This is a genomic window from Rhodococcus sp. NPDC076796 (assembly GCF_040702765.1).
GTDB lineage: Bacteria > Actinomycetota > Actinomycetes > Mycobacteriales > Mycobacteriaceae > Rhodococcoides.
Window position 1 is genome coordinate 332132 of the sequence record NZ_JBFBMS010000002.1, and the last position, 19102, is coordinate 351233.

A 19102-nucleotide genomic window follows, 5' to 3' on the forward strand; every position below is an offset into this window, starting at 1 on the left:
GAGCGGCCGGTGGACGAGAACTACTACTCTGCCTAATGGACGAGATGGACCGAGCCGGCCCGGCACCACATGGAGGACGACCGAAGTGACTGCATTAGACGCTGCGACACCGCTTGGCCGCCATCGCAGGACGGCCGCCGCCCTCGCTCTTCTCGCCGGTGGCGCGTTGGCCCTCACCGCGTGCGGCGCAGGTCAGATCTCCCAGACTGCAACTCAGGTCGCCGCGGTCAACGGCAACTCCGTCGACGTCGGAGACATCCAGCTGCGCAACGTGCACGTGGTGTACCCCACCTCCGAGGAATACAGCATCGAGCCCGGCGGCACCGTCGAGCTCGGCTTCACGGCCATCAATTCCAACCCGACCGTGGCCGACGAGCTGACCGACATCTCCTCCCCCGAGGCTCAGGTCACCATCGTCGACGAGGCGGAAGCAGGCAGCAACGAGATCGCTCCGCTGACCGCGCTCGGCGCAGGTTCGCCCGCGGATGTTCAGCTCGACGATCCGCTGCTGCCGATCCAGCTGATCAAGGTGGAGATGGCCGACATCTCCGAGAACGTTCGACCGGGCCTGACGCTGCCGGTCACGTTCGAGTTCGCGAACGCGGGCGAGGTCGTCGTCAACGTTCCGGTCGATGCCGGTTACGAGCTCGAGCGCGACGAGTCCGCGGTAGCCGAGCACAGCGAAGGCGAATAGCCGCCGCCCCGACCCTGTCGGCGCCGATCGTTAGGCTCTCGGCGTGGTCAAACTGAAGTCGAGCTACCGCTGTTCCGCGTGCCGTCACTCGGTCTCCAAGTGGGTCGGTCGCTGTCCCGAATGCGGTGACTGGGGCTCGATGGACGAGGTCCAGGCCACTGCCGCTCCGCTCGCGACGCGCGCGGGTGCATCGGCTCTGCGTTCGGGCGGCGGGGCCATGATTCCCACCACGCCTGCTGCGGCTCTGACGACCATCAGCAGTGCCACCTCGCAGGCCAACACCACCGGGATCGACGAGTTCGATCGCGTTCTGGGTGGCGGCCTCGTCCCCGGTTCGGTCGTGCTCCTTGCCGGCGAGCCCGGAGTCGGCAAGTCGACGCTGTTGCTCGAGGTGGTGCATCGGTGGGCCCGCTCGGCACCCGATCGCCGCGCGCTCTACGTCACCGGCGAGGAGTCGGCGGGTCAGGTGCGGTTGCGGGCCGATCGAACCGGCGCGGTACACGAGCGCGTCTTCCTCGCCGCCGAGTCCGACCTCGCCACCGTCTTCGGCCACGTGGAGCAGGTCAAGCCCAGCCTGCTGATCGTCGATTCCGTGCAGACGATGCTCGCCGCAGACGTCGACGGCGTCATCGGCGGCGTCACCCAGGTCCGCGCCATCACGAGCGCGCTGACCACGCTGGCCAAGACGACCGGGGTTGCGGTGCTGCTCGTCGGACACGTCACCAAGGAAGGTGCGGTGGCAGGTCCGCGGTCGCTCGAGCATCTCGTCGACGTGGTGCTCAACTTCGAGGGCGACAAACACTCCACCCTGCGGATGATTCGCGGCGTCAAGAACCGATTCGGCGCATCCGACGAGGTCGGCTGTTTCGAGCTGCGCGAAACCGGGATCGTCGGCATCAGTGATCCGTCCGGGCTGTTCCTGCATCATCGGGGCGACGCCGTGCCCGGAACTGCCGTGACCGTCACGATGGACGGCAAACGGCCGTTGTTGGCGGAGCTGCAAGCGTTGATCGTCGACACCGCGATGCCGTCGCCTCGGCGGGCGGTCAGCGGGCTCGATCACGCCCGCGTTGCGATGATCCTGGCCGTGCTGGAACGCCGCTGCGGGGTCAAAGTGTCCAAGGCGGAGGTCTACGCGGCGACGGTCGGCGGGATGCGCACCAGCGAACCGTCGGCCGATCTCGCGCTGGCCGCGGCCGTGGCATCGGCGGTCCGCGATCAACCACTTCCGCCGGGCATGGTGATTCTGGGCGAAGTGGGCCTGGCAGGCGAGGTGCGCCGCGTCGCCGGGCTGGGTCGCCGTCTCGCCGAGGCCGCGCGATTGGGGTTCAACTACGCCATCGTCCCCGAGGACGCCGGCCCCATACCGGACGGCATCAAGGTCAAGACCGTCACGAACGTCGGCGAGGCGTTGACCTACACGCGTATGCGACCCGTATGACACCGGGCAGTATTCTTTGTCTGACTGCCCGCATGTAGCAGCGCAGTATTCTTTGTTCGCACAGTATCCGCAGCCTGAGCCCAAGCCGCTGCCATGACACGAGGGGGTTGGCCATGGAGGGCACCACGCCGTCCCCAGCGTTGCGCGAGACCATCGCCCGGCTCGCACCGGGAACCGCCCTGCGCGACGGTCTCGAGCGAATTCTGCGCGGCCGCACCGGCGGCCTGATCGTCCTCGGATACGACGACGAGGTCGAGGCGATCTGCGACGGCGGGTTCGAGCTCGATGTCGAGTTCGCGCCCACCAGACTTCGCGAGTTGTCCAAAATGGATGGCGCAGTGGTGCTTTCGACCGATGGTAAGCGAATCGTGCGCGCCAATGTGCAGCTCGTACCCGACCACAAGATCCCCACCGTCGAATCCGGTACCCGACACCGCGCCGCCGAGCGAACTGCCATGCAGACCGGCTACCCCGTCGTCTCGGTGAGCCAGTCGATGAGCATCGTCAGCGTCTACATCGGCGGTATCAGGCACGTCGTGGAGGGCTCGGCCACCATCCTCTCGCGCGCCAATCAGGCCGTCGCGACCCTCGAGCGCTACAAGGCCAGGCTCGACGACAACACCCGCCAACTCTCGGTGGTCGAGATCGAGGACTTCGTGACCCTGCGCGACGCCCTGACCGTCGCGCAGCGCCTCGAAATGGTGCGGAGAGTGTCGGTGGAGATCGAGCAGAACGTCCTCGAACTCGGCACCGACGGCAGGCAGCTCGCCCTCCAGCTCGAAGAGTTGTTGGGCGACAACGACGTCGATCGCCAACTGATCGTCCGTGACTACCTCGCGGGCAACGAACCGTCGAGCACCACCGGAGTCGAGAAGGCGCTGGCCGCACTGGACAAGCTGACCGACGTCGATCTGCTGGATCTGACGACTCTGGCCCGCGCTTTCGGATATCCCGCGACCATAGAGGCCCTCGACACCCCGATGAGCCCCCGCGGGTACCGGGTGCTCACCCGAGTTCCGAGGTTGCAGTTCAGCCAGATTCACCGACTGGTCGGCGCGTTCGGCACCCTGCAGGGGCTGCTTGCGGCCACCGCAGCCGACCTGCAGTCCGTCGACGGCATCGGTGGACTGTGGGCTCGTCACATCCGTGAAGGCCTCTCCAGACTGGCCGAGGCGTCGATCTCGGGGCCGTACGACTAGGACGCCTTCTTCTTCGTCCCCGGCAGGAAGCCTGCGTCGATCACGGCTTTCACGTACGGCCGGGCACCGGTGATCAACTGCTCGGCGTCCGGGACGTTCTTCCACACGGCCGACGCCATGATGTCGGTGCGATCCTCGATGTGCTGATCGAGCGTGAGGCCGTCATCGGTCAACGTCTCTCCCTCGGGGGATGTTGTGAGCAGTCCGCGGGCAGCGAGTCGTTCAGCGGCAGAATCCCATTCGGTCTCGGACCACTGCCTGGTCAACTGCGTGATGCGTTTGCCGAGGGCTCGACGGCCGGGCTGCGGGGTCGTGCGGTCGGCCTCGTGGAAGACGGCGGCTTCCGTGGGGTCGAGCTCTGCGTCGATCAGTGCGGCGAGGTGGCCGTCACCGCGCCATTCGCGTAGGACGGTGATCGAGTGCCAGAGGGCGAGATGCGGCACCTCGGGTCGATCGGCGGAGTGCCACGCGGCGGCGAGCGGTCGGCCCGCGAACGAGGCGGTGTCGCCGATATCTCCCAGGCGGCCCGCCAACGTTGCGAGCGCAGGGTCGTTCGCCAGGGAGCCGAGTGCCGTTCCCAGAACGGAGTCGAGCAGGGTCCATCGACGATCGGACACCGTCTCGAGACCGACGGCCACGGCGGCAGGCCACGCACGCTCGATCAGTGCCGGATTGAAGTTGTAGAACGCAGCTGCGACGACACTCGGCGCGCACGGACCCATCGGAGCCGCCCGAGCCCCGACGTACCAGGCATGCCCGTCGAGGCCGGTGTCCTCGTACGCCGATCCCAGTTCGGGATTGAAGTACGCGGTGACGTGGAAGGGTTCGAGCGTCTTGTAGGCGGCGCGGGCGAGAGCTGTCGAGGTGGTCATGAGATTCGACCGTACTCAGCCGGTGATGTTGAACGGCTCCGGCACGCTCTTGAGCTCGCCGAGCTGGGCGATCGCCTGGTAGGCACCGACACCGACCGGGATGCGCTCCTCGCCACAGCCGGGAACCGAGTTGGTGCCGGACCACTTGACGGTGAAGCCGGCCTGTTCACCGGGCTTGAAGGTGCGCAGATCCGATGCGGCATTGGGGAAGCAGTCGATATTGGACCAGATGCGCTGATTGTCGAGGGTGTAGACGAGCGCCTGCTGCAGCCCGGCACCGACATCGCGCTGGCATTCGGTGGAGCCGATGTTGGTGATGACCACGGTGAACACGGGCTCTTCGCCCAGACGGTAGGTGGCCTTCTCCGGCGTCACCTTGATCGCGAGCGATTGATCCGGGCACTGGTTGGAGATCACAGGAGCGGGCGCACCGCTGGTGGTCGCAGCTGCGCCACCACCGGCAGCGGAGTCGGTGGCTCCACCCGAGCCGCCGGAACCACCGGATCCACCCGAACCGCCGCCGGAACCACCCGCTCCGGCGGAATCGGCGTCGGAGGCAGAAGAGCTGGGTGACGGCAGAGCCGAGGATGTCGCCGGAGCCGCAACGACGCCTGCGGGAGCGGCCTCGGTGTCGTCGGAACCGCCACTGAGCGAGGCGATGAACCACACGATCAATCCGAGGACGACAACGGCCGCACCGATAGCGAGCGCACGGCGTCGCCAGTAGATTTCGGGAGGCAAAGGCCCGGTCGGTTCCAACACGAATCAACCGTATGCGGCCGAAGCCACGCTATCCCTGAGCCCACACGGCGTGTCGCGTCAGCGAACTCACCGAAATGGGATCCGAGCTGATTCAGGCAGGCATTTCGCCGATGTCGCCGATGACCTCACGCAACTGCGCATGTCCCTTCGACAGTTGGTAGGTGAGGCCGACGATCGCGAGTTCCCCGGCTTCGACCTTCTCGGCGACGATCCGCGAGCGCTGCATCAGCAGATTGCCGGTCTCCTCGACGTGCCGAGCCTCGAACTCGTCGACGGCCTGGTAGCCGTCGCGGCGGGCCGAGAGCACCGACGGGGTGACGCGTTCGACGACGTCGCGGATGTACCCACCGGGTACGTCGCCACTCTCGAGGGCGTCGACGGTCGCCTTGACTGCACCACAGTGATCGTGGCCGAGCACCACGATCAGCGGGGCCGCGAGCACGGCGACGCCGTACTCGATGGAGCCCAGAACCGCGGAATCGACCACGTGACCGGCGGTACGCACGACGAACATGTCGCCGAGGCCCTGGTCGAAGATGATCTCGGCAGCAACACGCGAGTCGGCGCAACCGAACAGGATGGCACTGGGGTGCTGAGCACTTTCGAGGCGGGCGCGATCCTCGATGCCCTGCGACGGGTGCAGGACCTCTCCGGAGACAAACCGTTGGTTGCCTTCCTTGAGGGACTTCCAGGCAGCGATCGGATTCGAAGCAGGCATGTGTCTCATTGTGCACGTGGATCGAGTTACCGGCGAGTCGGGTTGACTACTGTTGGGACCGATCACAGACACGACGAGAAGGGCGACCACTTGCCGATCGATGCCGACGCACTGCTCGGGTGGTTCGACACCGACGGACGCGATCTGCCGTGGCGGCGACCCGGCGTCAGCGCGTGGCAGATCCTGATGAGCGAGATCATGCTGCAGCAGACGCCGGTGGTGCGGGTCGCGCCGATCTGGGAGCAGTGGGTGCAGCGTTGGCCGGTGCCGTCGGCGATGGCCGCGTCCTCTCAGGCCGAGGTGCTCCGCGCGTGGGGCAAGTTGGGCTATCCGCGTCGAGCATTGCGGTTGCACGAGTGTTCCCGCGTGCTCGCCGAGGAGCACGGCGACGAGGTACCTGCCGACGTCGAGACACTGCTGGGCCTGCCGGGTATCGGTGCGTACACCGCGCGCGCAGTGGCGTGTTTCGCCTACGGTCAGCGAGTTCCGGTGGTCGACACCAATGTTCGACGCGTCGTGGCGCGTGCGTTGCACGGCAACGCCGAGCCGGGGAATCCCTCCACCTCGCGGGACCTGGCCGACGTCGAGCAGCTGCTCCCGGAGAGTGTCCCGCGCGCCGCCCGCTACTCGGCGGCGTTGATGGAACTGGGCGCACTGATCTGTACCGCCAAGAATCCGGCATGCCTGCTGTGCCCGCTGCCGGAGTGTGCCTGGATCGAGGCAGGCAGGCCCGCGCACACCGGCCCGGCCAAGAAGGTCCAGAAGTTCGCGGGCACGGATCGTCAGGTGCGAGGAAAGCTCATGTCGGTACTGCGTGAGAGCACCGGACCGGTCGAGCGCGCCCAACTCGACATCGTCTGGCCCACCGACCCGACGCAACGCGACCGAGCTCTCGATTCACTGCTGACCGACGGATTGATCGAACAGACCGAGTCGGGATTGTTCGCCCTCGCGGGTGAGGGTTCGGACGGCTAACTCCGGCCGTTTGCGTCGAACCATGCTCTGCCGAGCAACAATCGGTCCACCAGAGCGGCCGCCTCGATCTCGTCGATCTGCCCGACCATCGTCATCGTCCCCAAACCGTGCAACGAGGCCATGAGTAGTCGAGCCTCCGCGACGGCGTCGATTCGATCCGAGCCGCTCTCCGCTGCGGCCTGCCCGATCATGTGGGTCAGAACCGACTCCAGCACAGCAAGATTGGCGCGATACGCGGCCTGCGCCAGGTCCGGTTCCCGGATCGCCAAGGATGCGAACGACACTCCCAGCCGATGGAAGCGCCTGCCCTCGTCGTCTGTCGGCAACACCGAACGGGCGAACATCTGCAGGCGTCGGGCTGCCGAAGCGCCGGCGATCGCGGCGATCCTGGATCGAGAGTCCGCGTAGCCACGCTCGGAGAAGCGCGTCAAAACGGCGTCGAGCAGCCCTGCCTTGGAGTGGAAGTAGTACTGAACCAGACGCAGCGACACTTCGGCTGCCGCGGCGGCGCTCCGCATCGTCAGCGCCTCCAGCCCATCGACGGTCGCGACCCGCTCCGCAGCTACCAGAATCTGCTCTCGTCGATCTTCACCGGCCATCTTCCGCCCACCTCCCCGCGTTTGATACAACTGTATCAAGCGACTGTTATACAGCTGTACCAATCGAGGGGGTCGAGCATGACGCGGGAGCGTTCGTGGGGTGTTCTGGCCGTTGCGTGCCTGGCCCAGTTGCTGGTGGTGCTCGACTCCTCGGTCGTCAACATCGCGTTGCCGCAGATCGCCCGAGCGCTGAGCATCGACGATCGAGACGTGCAGTGGGTCGCCAGCGGATACACCGTCGCGTTCGCCGCGGCCCTGCTCGCCGGAGCCCGCGCAGCCGACACCCGAGGCATCCGCGGGGTTTTCCTCTTCGGCGTTTCACTGTTCGTCGCCGCCAGCGTTGTCGGCGGAGTCGCATCCACCGGCTCGATGCTGGTGTCCGCGCGCATCGTTCAGGGTCTGGCCGCAGCAATCGTCTCCCCGGCCACGTTCACGTTGCTCACTCTCACCTACCCCGAGGGGCCGATGCGGACACGTGCTGTCGCGGTGTGGACGGCCATCAGCGTTGCCGGCGGTGGAGTGGGCAACATCGCCGGAGGCGCGCTGACCGAGTACGTCTCGTGGCGTTCGGTTCTGCTGATCAACCTGCCCATCGGCGCCGTTCTGCTGATGTCGGCTCGTCGACATCTCGACGCTCGGCGAGCCGGGACCGAGGCGCATCGGCCCGGGCTCGACATCGTCGGTGCCGCTTTCGGGGCGTTGGCCCTCGGCGCGTCCACCGTGGCGGTCACCCAGCTCGGAGCCGGCGGCTCGCAGTCGTTGTCCCTGTCGACGGCTGTTCTCGCCGTGGCCGGATCGATCGGATTCGTACTCCGACTGCGTCGATCGACCGCACCACTGATTCCGTTGCGGCTGTTCGCCGATCGCACCGTGGTCACGGGGAATCTGCTGACACTGCTCACCGGTGCGGTGTTCCAGATACCGATCTGGTTGTACCTGACCTATCAGATGCAAGAGCTCCTGCAGCGGTCACCACTGCAGGCTGCAGTGGGCTTTCTACCGCTCACTGCCGCTCTCGTCGTGACCGGCGTCGCAGTCACTCCTGCTCTGATGCGCAGATGCCCCTCGCACCTGGTTGCCGCTGCCGGCGCCACCCTGGCCGCCGCCGGACTGCTCGGCCTCGCTGCGGCCTCGAATTCGCCTGGCTACCTCGCGGCAGTCGGGCTGCCGTCGATTCTGATCGGGATCGGCGGCGGGCTGCTCAACACCCCGTTGGCCACTGCGGTGACCAGCGGGGTCGCGCGCTCCGACGCCGGAGCCGCGTCAGGATTGATGAACACGTCCAAGCAGTTCGGTGGCGCGATGGGGTTGGCGCTGCTCACCATCGTCGCCGGGCTGACGGACTTTCGATTCGCCTATTCGGCCATGGCAGCAGCGATGGCGGTGACCGCGGTGTGCTGCGTGGTCTTCCTTCGCACACCGCCGCCGAAAGTTCGCTACTGAGCGAGAAATTCGACGAGAGTCGCGTTGACCGCATCCGGGCGTTCGAGGTAGCCGAAGTGACCGGTGTCGGCGATCTCGACGTAGCGCGCACCCGGTATCGCGTCGGCGACGTCGCGGCACTGCTGCACCGGGATCATCCGGTCGTCCGCGAATCCGATGACGAGCGACTTGGCCGCGATCCTCCGGTACGCCGCCAATCGATCTGTCCCGCTCCGCATTTCGAGTCCGATCTGCGCCCGCATACCCGCAGTCTTCCTGCCGCCGGAGTATTCGAGGATTGCCAGCCAATCACCGATCGCGGAGTCGTCGGCCAGCGTCTTCGGCGAAAAGTTCTGCATCGCAGTCATCGCCGCCCGGTACGACGCGGGGAGTTCGACCCCGGCGTCGTGCAGGTCCTTCTCCCCCTTGGACAGTTGCTCGCGAAAGGTGCCCGACTTGCCGTAGGTGGCCATCATCACTGCATGCGACACCAGATCCGGCCGGGCCAAGGCCAATTCCTGAGTGACGCGGGCTCCCATCGAGGTGCCCACGACGCGTGCTGCGCCGCCTCCGAGGTGCTCGATGAGGGCAGCGGTGTCGGCGACCAGGTCGTCCAGCGTCATCCCGCTCGCACACTCGGAAGACGGTGCGATACCGCGATTGTCGAAGGTGACAACCCGGTACCCCTGCTTCACCAGCACCGGAACCTGATGGGTTCGCCAGACTCGTCCCGGGCTACCGGTGCCCATCACCAACACCACGAGCGGACCGTCGCCGGTCACGTCGTAGTTGAGGTCGATTCCGTTGAGCTTCGCGAGCGGCATTCGGATCATCCTAGTGCGCGCAGGAACTCCTCGACCGCCGTGCGATACCGCTCGGGTGCCTCGTCGTGAATCAGGTGCGCCGCCTTCTCGACCCGCACGTACGCCGATCCGGGCTTGCTCGAGTACATCTGCTGCATCTGACCGGCCGGGGTGATGGTGTGTTCACCCTCGATCAGCAACACCGGCGCGTCGACGGCATCCCACTCGTCCCAGAAGTGCCGAGTCCCCCACTCCTGCGAGATCGCTTCGAAGAAGTCCACCTCACCGTGCAGCCGCCACCCGTCGGCGTTTCGCTCGAAGGAATCCAGAAAGTACTGACCCGCAACGTCTCCGAAGAACGCCCGCACCGCGTCGGCGTCGGGAAAGGGTTGCGGCCACGCCCGGATCATCGCGGCCCAGTCGTCTGCGGTGCGGCCCCTGAAGTCCGGGGCGATGTCCTCGACGACCATGGCGGTCACCAGGTCCGGTCGCTGGGCGGCCGCACACCAACCGTGCAGTGCGCCCATCGAATGACCGATCAGCACACTGGGACCCAACGCCTCGAGATGCTCGAGCAGGTCGGCAACGAAGAACTCCGTCGTGAGCTCGGGAGGCGGAGGGCGACGGTGCCCCGGCGCATCGTAGGTGTGCACGTGCCCGAACTCTCGAAGCCACGGAACCTGCCGCCGCCACGTGGCAGCGCTGCCCATCAGCCCGTGCAGCAGCAGAATCGAACGGCCGGATCCACCCTCGTCGTAGAGCATCACCGCCGAGCATATCGGCGGAGTAATCTCGCGGGCATGGCCATTGTGAAGATCAATGCGATCGACGTACCCGAGGGCGCAGGCCCCGAACTCGAGAAGCGCTTCGCCGCGCGCGCCGGGTCGGTCGACGGCTCCCCGGGCTTCCTCGGGTTCCAACTGCTGCGGCCGGTCAAGGGCGAGTCGCGCTATTTCGTCGTCACCCAGTGGGAGGACGAGGAGTCCTTCCAGGCGTGGTCGGCGGGACCGTCGCGGGAGGCTCACGCGGGAGCCAGTTCCGCGAAGCCGGTCTCGTCCGGAGCATCTCTGCTCGAATTCGAGGTCGTACTGGACGTGCCTGCGACGTCGTGAGAGCGCACGCGTGCGCTCAGATGCGTTCGCGGGCGAGCTCCCATTCGAGTTTCGTCGGCATCTCCGAATCCAGTTTCGCCACCGCATCGGCCAGGAACTCGGCGGGCATCGGCCTACCGAGGATGTAGCCCTGGGCACCGTCGCAGCCCAACTCTCGGAGCGCATCCAACGTGCCCGCGTCCTCGACTCCCTCTGCCATCACCCGCACCCCGAGGCTTCGAGCCAAGTCGATGGTCGAGCGCACGATCGATGCGTCGGTCTCGTCGGTGTTCATCTTCGACACGAACGAGCGGTCGATCTTGAGAGTCTGCACCGGCAGGGTCTGCAGATAGGCCAACGAGCTGTAGCCGGTGCCGTAGTCGTCGATCGCAATAGTGACGCCGAGGCTACGCAGGGACGTCAACGCGTTCACCGAGCGCACCGGATCGGTCATCGCCGTCGTCTCGGTGACCTCGAATTCCAAAGCGTGCGCGGGAACCGAATATTTCGCCAGCGCGGCCGCGACCTGTTCGGTGAGCGTCTCGTCCAGCAGGTTTCTCACCGAAAGATTCACCGAGACAGACAAATTGATGCCGCGTCGACGCAATTCGCTGCACTGCGCCAAGGCCTCGTCCAGCACAAGCGCGGTGATGGCGGGCAACATGCCGGTGCGCTCGGCGTCGGGCAGGAACATCGACGGTCCGATCAAACCCTCGCGTGGGTGCTGCCACCGCAATAGAGCTTCGACGCGATCGACACTGCCGGATTCCAGATCCAGGCACGGTTGAAAGAACACTCGAAGCTGGTGGTCCCGAATGGCCGTGTCGAGTTCCCCCAGCAACCGCATCTGATCGTGGCGGTCGCGATCCATGTCGGGTTCGTAGCGACCGACGCGGGTATGGCCGGCCTTCGCTGCCGTCAACGCCACGTGGGCGCGCTGAAGCATCGCCTCACCGTCGACCGGACTCGCCTCCGGCTCCTCGGTGTCGTTCCGGGTCACCCCCGGTTCCTCGATCGCCGCGATTCCGACGGTCGCATCGAGCGCCACGTTGATGTCGTGCACGAACATCGTTCTACTGACTGCGAACTGGAGCCGCTCGGCGGTGTCCGTCACGTCGATCTGGGCGGGACGCCGGCGCATCGCGACGACGAACTGATCCCCACCGAGCCGTCCCACGAGGTCGTCGGATCGCACCGATGCCACAAGGCGATGGCCTATCTCGCGCAGCACACTGTCTCCCACGCTGTACCCGAAGGTCTCGTTGATCTGAGCGAAGCGATCGATGTCCACCACGAGCGTGAAGACGTCCGAATCACCACGGGTGGCGAGCATCGTGTCCAACCGCTCTCGGAGCAGGCGGCGACTGGCCAGTCCGGTGACCGCGTCCGTCCGAGCCACGTCCTCGAGCACTGCGGCCTGCAACCGCAACGTACTCAGGAAGCACGCCATGCGGCACCCGACGAGCGCGATGACCAGCGCCGAGGACCCCACGATCACCCAACCCCACTGTTGGACGGGTATTCCGCGGGCCAACTGAACAGCCATCGCAAGGGGTGTCACGGCGACCGCGACCGTGAGTCCGAGAAATCTCACGCGCCCGAATTTGAACGGGCTGGACCGGTCGACCCGCGACACCGCCCGCTCCGGAATGTGTAGGGCGATCACTCCGAAACACACGTAGGCCGCCAGCCACAGCGTGTTCAGAAGAGTCGAACGGTAGAGCTCGGAGGTGGTGACCGCGGCATAGGACGCGAAGTCGGCAGAGACGAGGAACACGACGCCCGCCGTGGCCGCCAGGAACGGCACCGTGGTCGAGCGAGTCAGCAGGTACAGACTGCCGACGAGCGTCAGCAGAAACGCATCGATGGTGAGGTAGACCGTGGCCGGCCACAGTTCCAATGCCGACGGAAACGACAACGCCGCATCGTCGGAGATGACGAACACCCATGTGGCGAGGCCGACACCGACCGCAACCACCAGACACTCGAGAAGTTCTTCGATCCCGAACACGAGCCCGTTCTCGTCGGCGGCTCGGGCGAAGCCGACAGCGATCACCAGGTAGCCGAACAGATAGAAGATGTCGGACGAGGAGAACGTCGATACTCGTCCTCCGCCGACATGCACCATCGCTATCAGCGCGTCGCCGATACCCCAGGAGCCGACGCCGACGGCCATGTACTTCCACGTCCGCTTGTCCGGCCCGGGTTCCCGAAAGTAGCGGTACACGAACGCGGCCACTGTGGCCAGGAGCACGATTGCGTAGACCGCATCCTGGGGTATTCCGGGCGGGGTAAGTGCGTACACCGCGACTGCGAGTGCACCGAGGCCCAGGAAGCGCGTCCACAACATGGTGGGGCTGATCCTTCCTAGGCCGGTCGGTGCATACCCCGAACGTACGCATCAGCCGATCGAACCCGACGTTTGACCACGATTCGTAACCGAATCACCCTGCAGATGGGTCAAGTAACGAACTATTTCAAACCTGACGATTGTTCGCCAGTCTCACATCGGGCGATTTGTCCGTTCAGCCCTCGAGGGCCGCGTCCAATGTGATGTCGACGCCGGTGAGAGCCTTGCTGACGGGACAGGTTTCTTTTGCCGCCTGAGCTGCTTTCGCGAAGCCATCGGCGTCGAGACCCTCGACCTCGCCACGCACGGTCAGTTTGATGCCGGTCAGCTTGAAGCCCGGCTCATCGGGACCGAGCGAGACATCGGCGGTGACCTCGAGGCTCTGCGGGGTGCCGCCCGCCTCGGCGATCAGCGCCGACAACTGCATCGCGTAGCAACTCGAATGAGCCGCGGCGATCAATTCCTCGGGACTGGTGGTGCCGTCGGCATTCTCGGCGGCGCGCTTGGGAAACGACACATCGAAAGTCGCTGCGCCGGAACTGGACAGCTTCACCTGGCCGGAACCTTGTTCCAGCGTTCCGTTCCAAGCTGTGCGTGAAGTACGAGTTGGCATCGAACCGAGTCCTTTCGTTGTCGACCCTGACGTAGGCCTGTTTCTCAGGCTAACGTCAGCGGGGTGACCGGGCTACCGAGTGCAAGGATGTCGACACGACGGCTGCGACAATCGAGAAACTTCTCGCGCGCGGCAACGGTCGCAGCAACCGTGGTCCTGTCGATCGTCGGATTCTCGACGCCGATTGCCGTCGCCGGTCCCCTGGCGGACTTCTACGACGCGCCGGTGGCGACGCTCGGCACCGCGACGCCCGGCGAAGTGGTCCGAAGCCGGCCCGTCAACTCGCCCAAGGGGTTCGGACTCGGATTCGACATCGAACGGATTCTCTATCGATCCACCGATACACACGATCTGCCCATGGTCGTATCCGGCTACACCATGACCCCCACAGCTCCGTGGACCGGACCCGGACCCCGACCGGTGATCGCGTACGCGCCCGGCACTTCCGGTATGGCGGACCGCTGCGCCGGATCGGCAGTTCTCGGGACAGTCGGCTCGTCCCCGGCCATCCTGCCGCTGCTGCTGGCCGGATATCGCGTCGTCGCAACCGATTACCAGGGACTGGGCACCCCCGGCGGGCACACGTACCTGAACCGAATCGCCTCGGGCCGAGCGCTGCTCGACGTCGCCAGAACCGCAGATGTCGAACCGACCACCCCGGTGGTGCTGTTCGGCTACTCCGAAGGCGGGTTCGCATCCGCATCCGCTGCCGAACTCGCCGCCACCTACGCCCCGGAGCTCAACATCCAGGGAGCGTATGTCGGTGCACCACCGGCAGATCCGACGCTCAACATCGACACACTCGACAACACCGGCCTCGGCAGCGCTGTGCTCTTCGCTGTCGACGGGATGATCAACGCCTACCCGGACCGGGCAGCGGGGATCCGCGACCTCTTCGACTCCGACGGGATCGCCGCGCTCGACGCCGCACAGAACTGGTGCACCACCGACCCCGCGGCCTCCGAGATCGTGCGAACGACCGAGCTGACCCGCGACGGCCGACCACTCACCGAGCAACTGAGCAACCCCGTTCTGGCCGAGATCACCGCCGCCAACACGGTCGGACGCATCGCCCCGGCCATGCCGGTGTACCTGTCGCACGCGGTCGAGGACGACACCGTACCCATCGAGCAGAGCCGCACCCTGCTCGGGCGCTGGCGCGATCTCGGTGCAGAAATCACCTACCGCGAATACGACCTCCCGGCCATCCCGGTCGAGGGCGCGAACCACCAACCCGGAGCCCTGGCGGCCTACAACGACGTGATGCCCTGGATCGCCGGGCTGGTTCACGCAGGAGTGGAGCCTGCAGGAACGACCCGATAGGCAGCAGCTGATCTCAGGTGTGAAATCAGGGTGTTCACCGAGGCGTCGACCCCGATGAAGTTGGTTCACTCCATCCATGCGCATCGTCCACGCCCTGCTGACCGTCGTCGCTGTCCTGGCCGCAGGCTCCCCCACCCCACCTGACCCCGGCGTGGCGTCGGACATCGAAGTTGTCGCCGAAGAACTGGGACTGCCGGGGGTCGCGTTCCGCGTCGTCTCCGAGAACGAGGTGTTGGAGAACGTCGAGTACGGGATGGACGGGGACGGTGCGCCGATCGACGAGGGAACGCCGTTCGTGTGGGGTTCGGTATCGAAGTCGGTGACGGCGGCGACGGTGTACGCACTCGCCGAACATCAAGCGCTCACGCTCACGGGAACCGTGAATTCGATTTTGCCGGAGAGTGATTCGATCGTTCCGGGCGACGTCACGATCGACGATCTGATCCACCACACCAGCGGGCTCCCTCACGACGTCACCGAACTGGACGTGTGGGGGCGTGCGGAGCGAGCACTCGACGTCGTCCCCACACTGGACGTCACCGTCGCCGACCGCGGGACCTTCCGCTACTCGAGCCTGAACTACCTGCTGCTGCAGGCGATCGTCGAGAAGGTCACCGCCGAACCCTTCGCCGACGTCGTCGCCCGTGAGATCGGAGTGCACACCGCCGGCACCGTCGCACCCGGCCACGTACCGTTCTTCACCTTCCCCCGAAGCATCGATACCGGAATCGACTCCGCTGGAATGGGTTACGGCTACCTGAGTGGATCCATCGACGAACTCTCACGCTACGCATCCCGGCAACTGACCGCTCCGGCGTCGAACAGTCCCGATACGGTGCCGACGGGTTCGGGCGCGACGTACGGATACGGGTGGTACGTCGAAACGCTGGCCGACGGTACCGAGATGCGCTGGCATTCCGGTGCGGTCCCCGGCTATTTCACCCACGTCGCACTCGTTTCGGAACGCCACCTGGCCGTGGTCTTCGCGACCAATCGATACGGCGAACTCGAGGCCGACGCGCTCGCCTCGGCGGCCCGCTCTCTCGTGCTCACCCGACTCGGCATGGACGAGCCTCGTACCGCCGGCTTCGGTCTGTACGAAGCAGCGCTGATCGCGGCGACCGCACTCGCGGTGTTGTTGGCGCTATGTGCGACGAAAACGCTGCTCGGATTCAGAACTGCCCCCGGGCGATGGGCACCCGCGCGTGCCCTGGCTGCCCTTGCGGCCGGATTGTTGCTGTACTTCTCGCTCCCCGCGCTCACCGGCGCGCCGATGTCGACACTGGCCCGCTGGGCTCCTGACATCGCGCTGCTGTTCTGGATCGTGCTGGCGGAACTTGCGGTCATCGCCGTGGCCCTCGGTGCTCGGGTCCTCCTCCTGCGTCAATGGACCACTGCACACGTCTGAGCGGTGCAACGGTCCATTCACCCACGGAACTGATCTGCGTGAATGAACCACTGCACACGTCTGAAGAGTGCAAGGGTCCATTGACGCGAACGGGGCGAACGGGGCGAACGGGGCGGGCGGGCCTAGGTGGACATACGACAACGGGCGACCCTCCGAAGAGGATCGCCCATTGTCGTGTGCTGTGAAACTTACTCGCTGTCGCTGTCTCCGGTGGCCTTGGCCAGGTCGACCGGGACCTCGTCGGGGACGATGATCGCCTTCTTCTCACCGCGGAAGGTGAACTTCGCGTCCTCGCCTGCGCCTTCGCCGTCCCAGTTCTCGACGTCGACCAGGATGATCTGGCCGGCTTCGATCTCGCCGAAGAGGATCTTCTCCGACAACTGGTCCTCGATCTCGCGCTGGATGGTGCGACGCAGTGGCCGCGCACCCAGGACGGGGTCGAATCCGCGCTTGGCGAGCAACGACTTCGCCTTCTCGGTGACCTCGATCGCCATGTCCTTGTTCTTGAGCGCACCTTCGACTCGGTTGAGCATGAGATCGACCATCTGGATGATCTCGTCCTTGGTGAGCTGGTGGAACACGACGATGTCGTCGATACGGTTGAGGAACTCGGGGCGGAAGTGCTTCTTCAGCTCGTCGTTGACCTTGAGCTTCATCCGCTCGTAGTTCGAGCCGGTGCCTTCACCCGAGGAGAAGCCGAGGCCGACGGCCTTCGAGATGTCCGAGGTACCGAGGTTCGAGGTGAAGATGAGCACGGTGTTCTTGAAGTCGACCGTGCGTCCCTGGCCGTCGGTGAGACGACCGTCTTCGAGCACCTGCAGGAGGGTGTTGTAGATCTCCTGGTGTGCTTTCTCGATCTCGTCGAACAGCACGACGGAGAACGGCTTGCGGCGGACCTTCTCGGTGAGCTGGCCGCCCTCTTCGTAACCGACGTATCCCGGAGGTGCACCGAACAGGCGCGACGCGGTGAAGCGGTCGTGGAACTCGCCCATGTCGATCTGGATCAGTGCGTCGTCCTCGCCGAAGAGGAAGTTCGCGAGAGCCTTCGACAGCTCGGTCTTACCGACACCCGACGGGCCGGCGAAGATGAACGAGCCCGACGGACGCTTCGGATCCTTCAGACCTGCACGGGTACGACGGATCGCCTTGGAGACGGCCTTGACTGCCTCGACCTGGCCGATGATCCGCTTGTGCAGCTCGTCCTCCATGCGGAGCAGACGAGTGGTCTCTTCCTCGGTGAGCTTGAAGACGGGGATGCCGGTCCAGTTGCCCAGAACCTCTGCGATCTGCTCGTCGTCCACCTCGGCGATGACGTCGAGGTCACCGGAGCGCCACTGCTTCTCCCGCTCGGCACGCTGACCGACGAGGGTCTTCTCCTTGTCGCGCAGGTTCGCAGCCTTCTCGAAGTCCTGTGCGTCGATGGCCGATTCCTTCTCCCGGCGCGCGTCGGCGATCTTGTCGTCGAACTCGCGCAGGTCTGGCGGCGCGGTCATCCGCCGGATGCGCATCCGCGCGCCCGCCTCGTCGATGAGGTCGATTGCCTTATCGGGCAGGAACCGATCGTTGATGTACCGGTCGGCCAGGGTGGCAGCTGCGACGAGGGCACCGTCGGTGATCGAGACGCGGTGGTGTGCCTCGTAGCGATCGCGCAGACCCTTGAGGATCTCGATGGTGTGCTCGACGGTCGGCTCGCCGACCTGGACGGGCTGGAAACGACGCTCGAGTGCGGCGTCCTTCTCGATGTACTTGCGGTACTCGTCCAGGGTGGTGGCACCGATGGTCTGCAGTTCGCCACGAGCCAGCTTGGGCTTGAGGATCGACGCTGCGTCGATAGCACCTTCGGCGGCACCTGCGCCGACGAGCGTGTGCAGCTCGTCGATGAACAGGATGATGTCGCCGCGGGTGTTGATCTCCTTGAGCACCTTCTTCAGGCGCTCCTCGAAGTCGCCGCGGTAACGGCTGCCGGCCACGAGCGAGCCGAGGTCGAGGGTGTAGAGCTGCTTGTCCTTGAGCGTCTCGGGGACCTCGCCGTTGACGATGGCCTGAGCCAGGCCTTCGACGACTGCGGTCTTACCGACACCGGGCTCACCGATGAGGACGGGGTTGTTCTTGGTACGACGCGAGAGCACCTGCATGACGCGCTCGATTTCCTTCGCGCGACCGATGACCGGGTCGAGCTTGCCTTCGAGCGCGGCCTGGGTGAGGTTGCGTCCGAACTGGTCGAGGACCAGCGACGTGGACGGGGTGCCCGCCTCGCCGCGGCCGCTGCCGCTCTCGGACGGTTCCTTGCCCTGGTAGCCCGACAGCAGCTGGATGACCTGCTGGCGCACGCGGTTGAGGTCGGCTCCGAGCTTGACCAGGACCTGAGCTGCGACGCCTTCGCCTTCGCGGATCAGTCCCAGCAGGATGTGCTCGGTGCCGATGTAGTTGTGGCCGAGCTGCAGTGCTTCACGCAGGCTGAGCTCGAGTACTTTCTTGGCGCGCGGGGTGAACGGAATGTGACCGGACGGAGCCTGCTGACCCTGCCCGATGATCTCCTCTACCTGGCTGCGTACTCCTTCGAGGGAGATGCCCAGCGACTCGAGAGACTTGGCTGCGACGCCTTCGCCCTCGTGGATGAGGCCGAGCAGAATGTGCTCCGTGCCGATGTAGTTGTGGTTGAGCATCCGGGCTTCTTCTTGAGCCAGGACGACAACACGCCGCGCGCGATCGGTGAACCTCTCGAACATCGCTCTCCCTCACTTCTTGGCGGGTGGTAGCTCGCCCACCAGTTCTTCTAGCGCCGCAGTGTCCAACACGCCGGGTCGCTTGTGCATTTGAAGGTAAGACTGG

At 65.6% G+C, this 19102-nt stretch carries 17 protein-coding genes; 8 read left to right on the top strand and 9 right to left on the bottom strand.

Annotated elements, in window-relative coordinates:
- Positions 1-85 precede the first annotated feature (85 nt).
- From AB0366_RS06795 to disA, 3 genes are all read left to right on the top strand, one after another.
- Positions 86-694 (top strand): hypothetical protein, encoded by a 609-nt coding sequence (locus AB0366_RS06795; RefSeq protein ID WP_366243201.1) that lies wholly within the window; start codon positions 86-88, stop codon positions 692-694.
- A 43-nt stretch (positions 695-737) separates the two neighbouring features.
- A complete protein-coding gene (gene radA, locus AB0366_RS06800) occupies positions 738-2135 on the top strand; it encodes a DNA repair protein RadA (protein WP_037195051.1) in 1398 nt (465 codons plus the stop codon).
- A 113-nt stretch (positions 2136-2248) separates the two neighbouring features.
- Positions 2249-3334, top strand: coding sequence for a DNA integrity scanning diadenylate cyclase DisA (gene disA / locus AB0366_RS06805; RefSeq protein WP_121872158.1), 1086 nt, complete (start codon positions 2249-2251; stop codon positions 3332-3334).
- Here disA and AB0366_RS06810 read toward each other — a convergent pair.
- The 3 genes from AB0366_RS06810 to AB0366_RS06820 form a co-directional block, all read right to left on the bottom strand.
- A complete protein-coding gene (locus AB0366_RS06810) occupies positions 3331-4206 on the bottom strand; it encodes a hypothetical protein (protein WP_366243202.1) in 876 nt (291 codons plus the stop codon). The two genes, disA and AB0366_RS06810, sit on opposite strands and share 4 nt — an antisense overlap.
- 15 nt (positions 4207-4221) lie before the next feature.
- Positions 4222-4968, bottom strand: a complete 747-nt coding sequence (locus AB0366_RS06815) for a hypothetical protein (protein WP_128645856.1) — start codon at positions 4966-4968, stop codon at positions 4222-4224.
- A 91-nt stretch (positions 4969-5059) separates the two neighbouring features.
- Positions 5060-5686 (bottom strand): carbonic anhydrase, encoded by a 627-nt coding sequence (locus AB0366_RS06820; RefSeq protein WP_037195038.1) that lies wholly within the window; start codon positions 5684-5686, stop codon positions 5060-5062.
- 90 nt (positions 5687-5776) lie between these two features.
- Here AB0366_RS06820 and AB0366_RS06825 point away from each other — a divergent pair, with 90 nt between their 5' ends.
- Positions 5777-6661, top strand: coding sequence for an A/G-specific adenine glycosylase (locus AB0366_RS06825; protein ID WP_121872947.1), 885 nt, complete (start codon positions 5777-5779; stop codon positions 6659-6661).
- Here AB0366_RS06825 and AB0366_RS06830 read toward each other — a convergent pair.
- Complete coding sequence (locus AB0366_RS06830; protein WP_366243203.1) at positions 6658-7260, bottom strand: TetR/AcrR family transcriptional regulator; 603 nt, start codon at positions 7258-7260, stop codon at positions 6658-6660. The two genes, AB0366_RS06825 and AB0366_RS06830, sit on opposite strands and share 4 nt — an antisense overlap.
- 78 nt (positions 7261-7338) lie before the next feature.
- Between AB0366_RS06830 and AB0366_RS06835 the strand changes: the two genes are divergently transcribed.
- Entirely contained in the window at positions 7339-8703 is a 1365-nt protein-coding gene (locus AB0366_RS06835) for an MFS transporter (protein ID WP_366243204.1), read from the top strand.
- On the opposite strand, the gene AB0366_RS06840 is transcribed toward AB0366_RS06835, so the two are convergent.
- Positions 8697-9506: an alpha/beta hydrolase gene (locus AB0366_RS06840; RefSeq protein ID WP_121872946.1), complete on the bottom strand. Its 810-nt coding sequence runs from the start codon at positions 9504-9506 to the stop codon at positions 8697-8699. The two genes, AB0366_RS06835 and AB0366_RS06840, sit on opposite strands and share 7 nt — an antisense overlap.
- Before the next feature lie 5 nt (positions 9507-9511).
- Entirely contained in the window at positions 9512-10249 is a 738-nt protein-coding gene (locus AB0366_RS06845) for an alpha/beta hydrolase (RefSeq protein WP_366243205.1), read from the bottom strand.
- A gap of 36 nt (positions 10250-10285) precedes the next feature.
- On the opposite strand from AB0366_RS06845, the gene AB0366_RS06850 reads away from it, so the two are divergent.
- Positions 10286-10597, top strand: a complete 312-nt coding sequence (locus AB0366_RS06850; protein ID WP_121872152.1) for an antibiotic biosynthesis monooxygenase — start codon at positions 10286-10288, stop codon at positions 10595-10597.
- Positions 10598-10613: 16 nt separating this feature from the next.
- Here the strand turns inward: AB0366_RS06850 and AB0366_RS06855 are convergent, their stop codons facing one another.
- Together AB0366_RS06855 and AB0366_RS06860 are read right to left on the bottom strand one after the other, a co-directional pair.
- Positions 10614-12926, bottom strand: coding sequence for a bifunctional diguanylate cyclase/phosphodiesterase (locus AB0366_RS06855; RefSeq protein ID WP_366243206.1), 2313 nt, complete (start codon positions 12924-12926; stop codon positions 10614-10616).
- 175 nt (positions 12927-13101) lie between these two features.
- Positions 13102-13539 carry an OsmC family protein gene (locus tag AB0366_RS06860; protein WP_366243207.1) on the bottom strand — a complete coding sequence of 146 codons (438 nt, stop codon included), beginning with the start codon at positions 13537-13539 and terminating at the stop codon, positions 13102-13104.
- A gap of 87 nt (positions 13540-13626) precedes the next feature.
- On the opposite strand from AB0366_RS06860, the gene AB0366_RS06865 reads away from it, so the two are divergent.
- Both AB0366_RS06865 and AB0366_RS06870 read left to right on the top strand, forming a co-directional pair.
- Positions 13627-14862, top strand: a complete 1236-nt coding sequence (locus AB0366_RS06865; RefSeq protein WP_366243208.1) for a lipase family protein — start codon at positions 13627-13629, stop codon at positions 14860-14862.
- 76 nt (positions 14863-14938) lie between these two features.
- Positions 14939-16270 (top strand): serine hydrolase domain-containing protein, encoded by a 1332-nt coding sequence (locus AB0366_RS06870; RefSeq protein ID WP_366243209.1) that lies wholly within the window; start codon positions 14939-14941, stop codon positions 16268-16270.
- 188 nt (positions 16271-16458) lie between these two features.
- On the opposite strand, the gene AB0366_RS06875 is transcribed toward AB0366_RS06870, so the two are convergent.
- Entirely contained in the window at positions 16459-18999 is a 2541-nt protein-coding gene (locus AB0366_RS06875) for an ATP-dependent Clp protease ATP-binding subunit (protein ID WP_032380134.1), read from the bottom strand.
- Positions 19000-19102 lie beyond the last annotated feature (103 nt).

Bases quoted from the DNA above. Each gene is read 5' to 3' on its own strand.
- disA (WP_121872158.1), top strand. From the start codon at position 2,249: ATGGAGGGCACCACGCCGTCCCCAGCGTTGCGCGAGACCATCGCCCGG.
- AB0366_RS06810 (WP_366243202.1), bottom strand. From the start codon at position 4,206: ATGACCACCTCGACAGCTCTCGCCCGCGCCGCCTACAAGACGCTCGAA.
- AB0366_RS06820 (WP_037195038.1), bottom strand. From the start codon at position 5,686: ATGCCTGCTTCGAATCCGATCGCTGCCTGGAAGTCCCTCAAGGAAGGC.
- AB0366_RS06830 (WP_366243203.1), bottom strand. From the start codon at position 7,260: ATGGCCGGTGAAGATCGACGAGAGCAGATTCTGGTAGCTGCGGAGCGG.
- AB0366_RS06835 (WP_366243204.1), top strand. From the start codon at position 7,339: ATGACGCGGGAGCGTTCGTGGGGTGTTCTGGCCGTTGCGTGCCTGGCC.
- AB0366_RS06840 (WP_121872946.1), bottom strand. From the start codon at position 9,506: ATGCCGCTCGCGAAGCTCAACGGAATCGACCTCAACTACGACGTGACC.
- AB0366_RS06845 (WP_366243205.1), bottom strand. From the start codon at position 10,249: ATGCTCTACGACGAGGGTGGATCCGGCCGTTCGATTCTGCTGCTGCAC.
- AB0366_RS06850 (WP_121872152.1), top strand. From the start codon at position 10,286: ATGGCCATTGTGAAGATCAATGCGATCGACGTACCCGAGGGCGCAGGC.
- AB0366_RS06855 (WP_366243206.1), bottom strand. From the start codon at position 12,926: ATGTTGTGGACGCGCTTCCTGGGCCTCGGTGCACTCGCAGTCGCGGTG.
- AB0366_RS06860 (WP_366243207.1), bottom strand. From the start codon at position 13,539: ATGCCAACTCGTACTTCACGCACAGCTTGGAACGGAACGCTGGAACAA.
- AB0366_RS06865 (WP_366243208.1), top strand. From the start codon at position 13,627: ATGTCGACACGACGGCTGCGACAATCGAGAAACTTCTCGCGCGCGGCA.
- AB0366_RS06870 (WP_366243209.1), top strand. From the start codon at position 14,939: ATGCGCATCGTCCACGCCCTGCTGACCGTCGTCGCTGTCCTGGCCGCA.
- AB0366_RS06875 (WP_032380134.1), bottom strand. From the start codon at position 18,999: ATGTTCGAGAGGTTCACCGATCGCGCGCGGCGTGTTGTCGTCCTGGCT.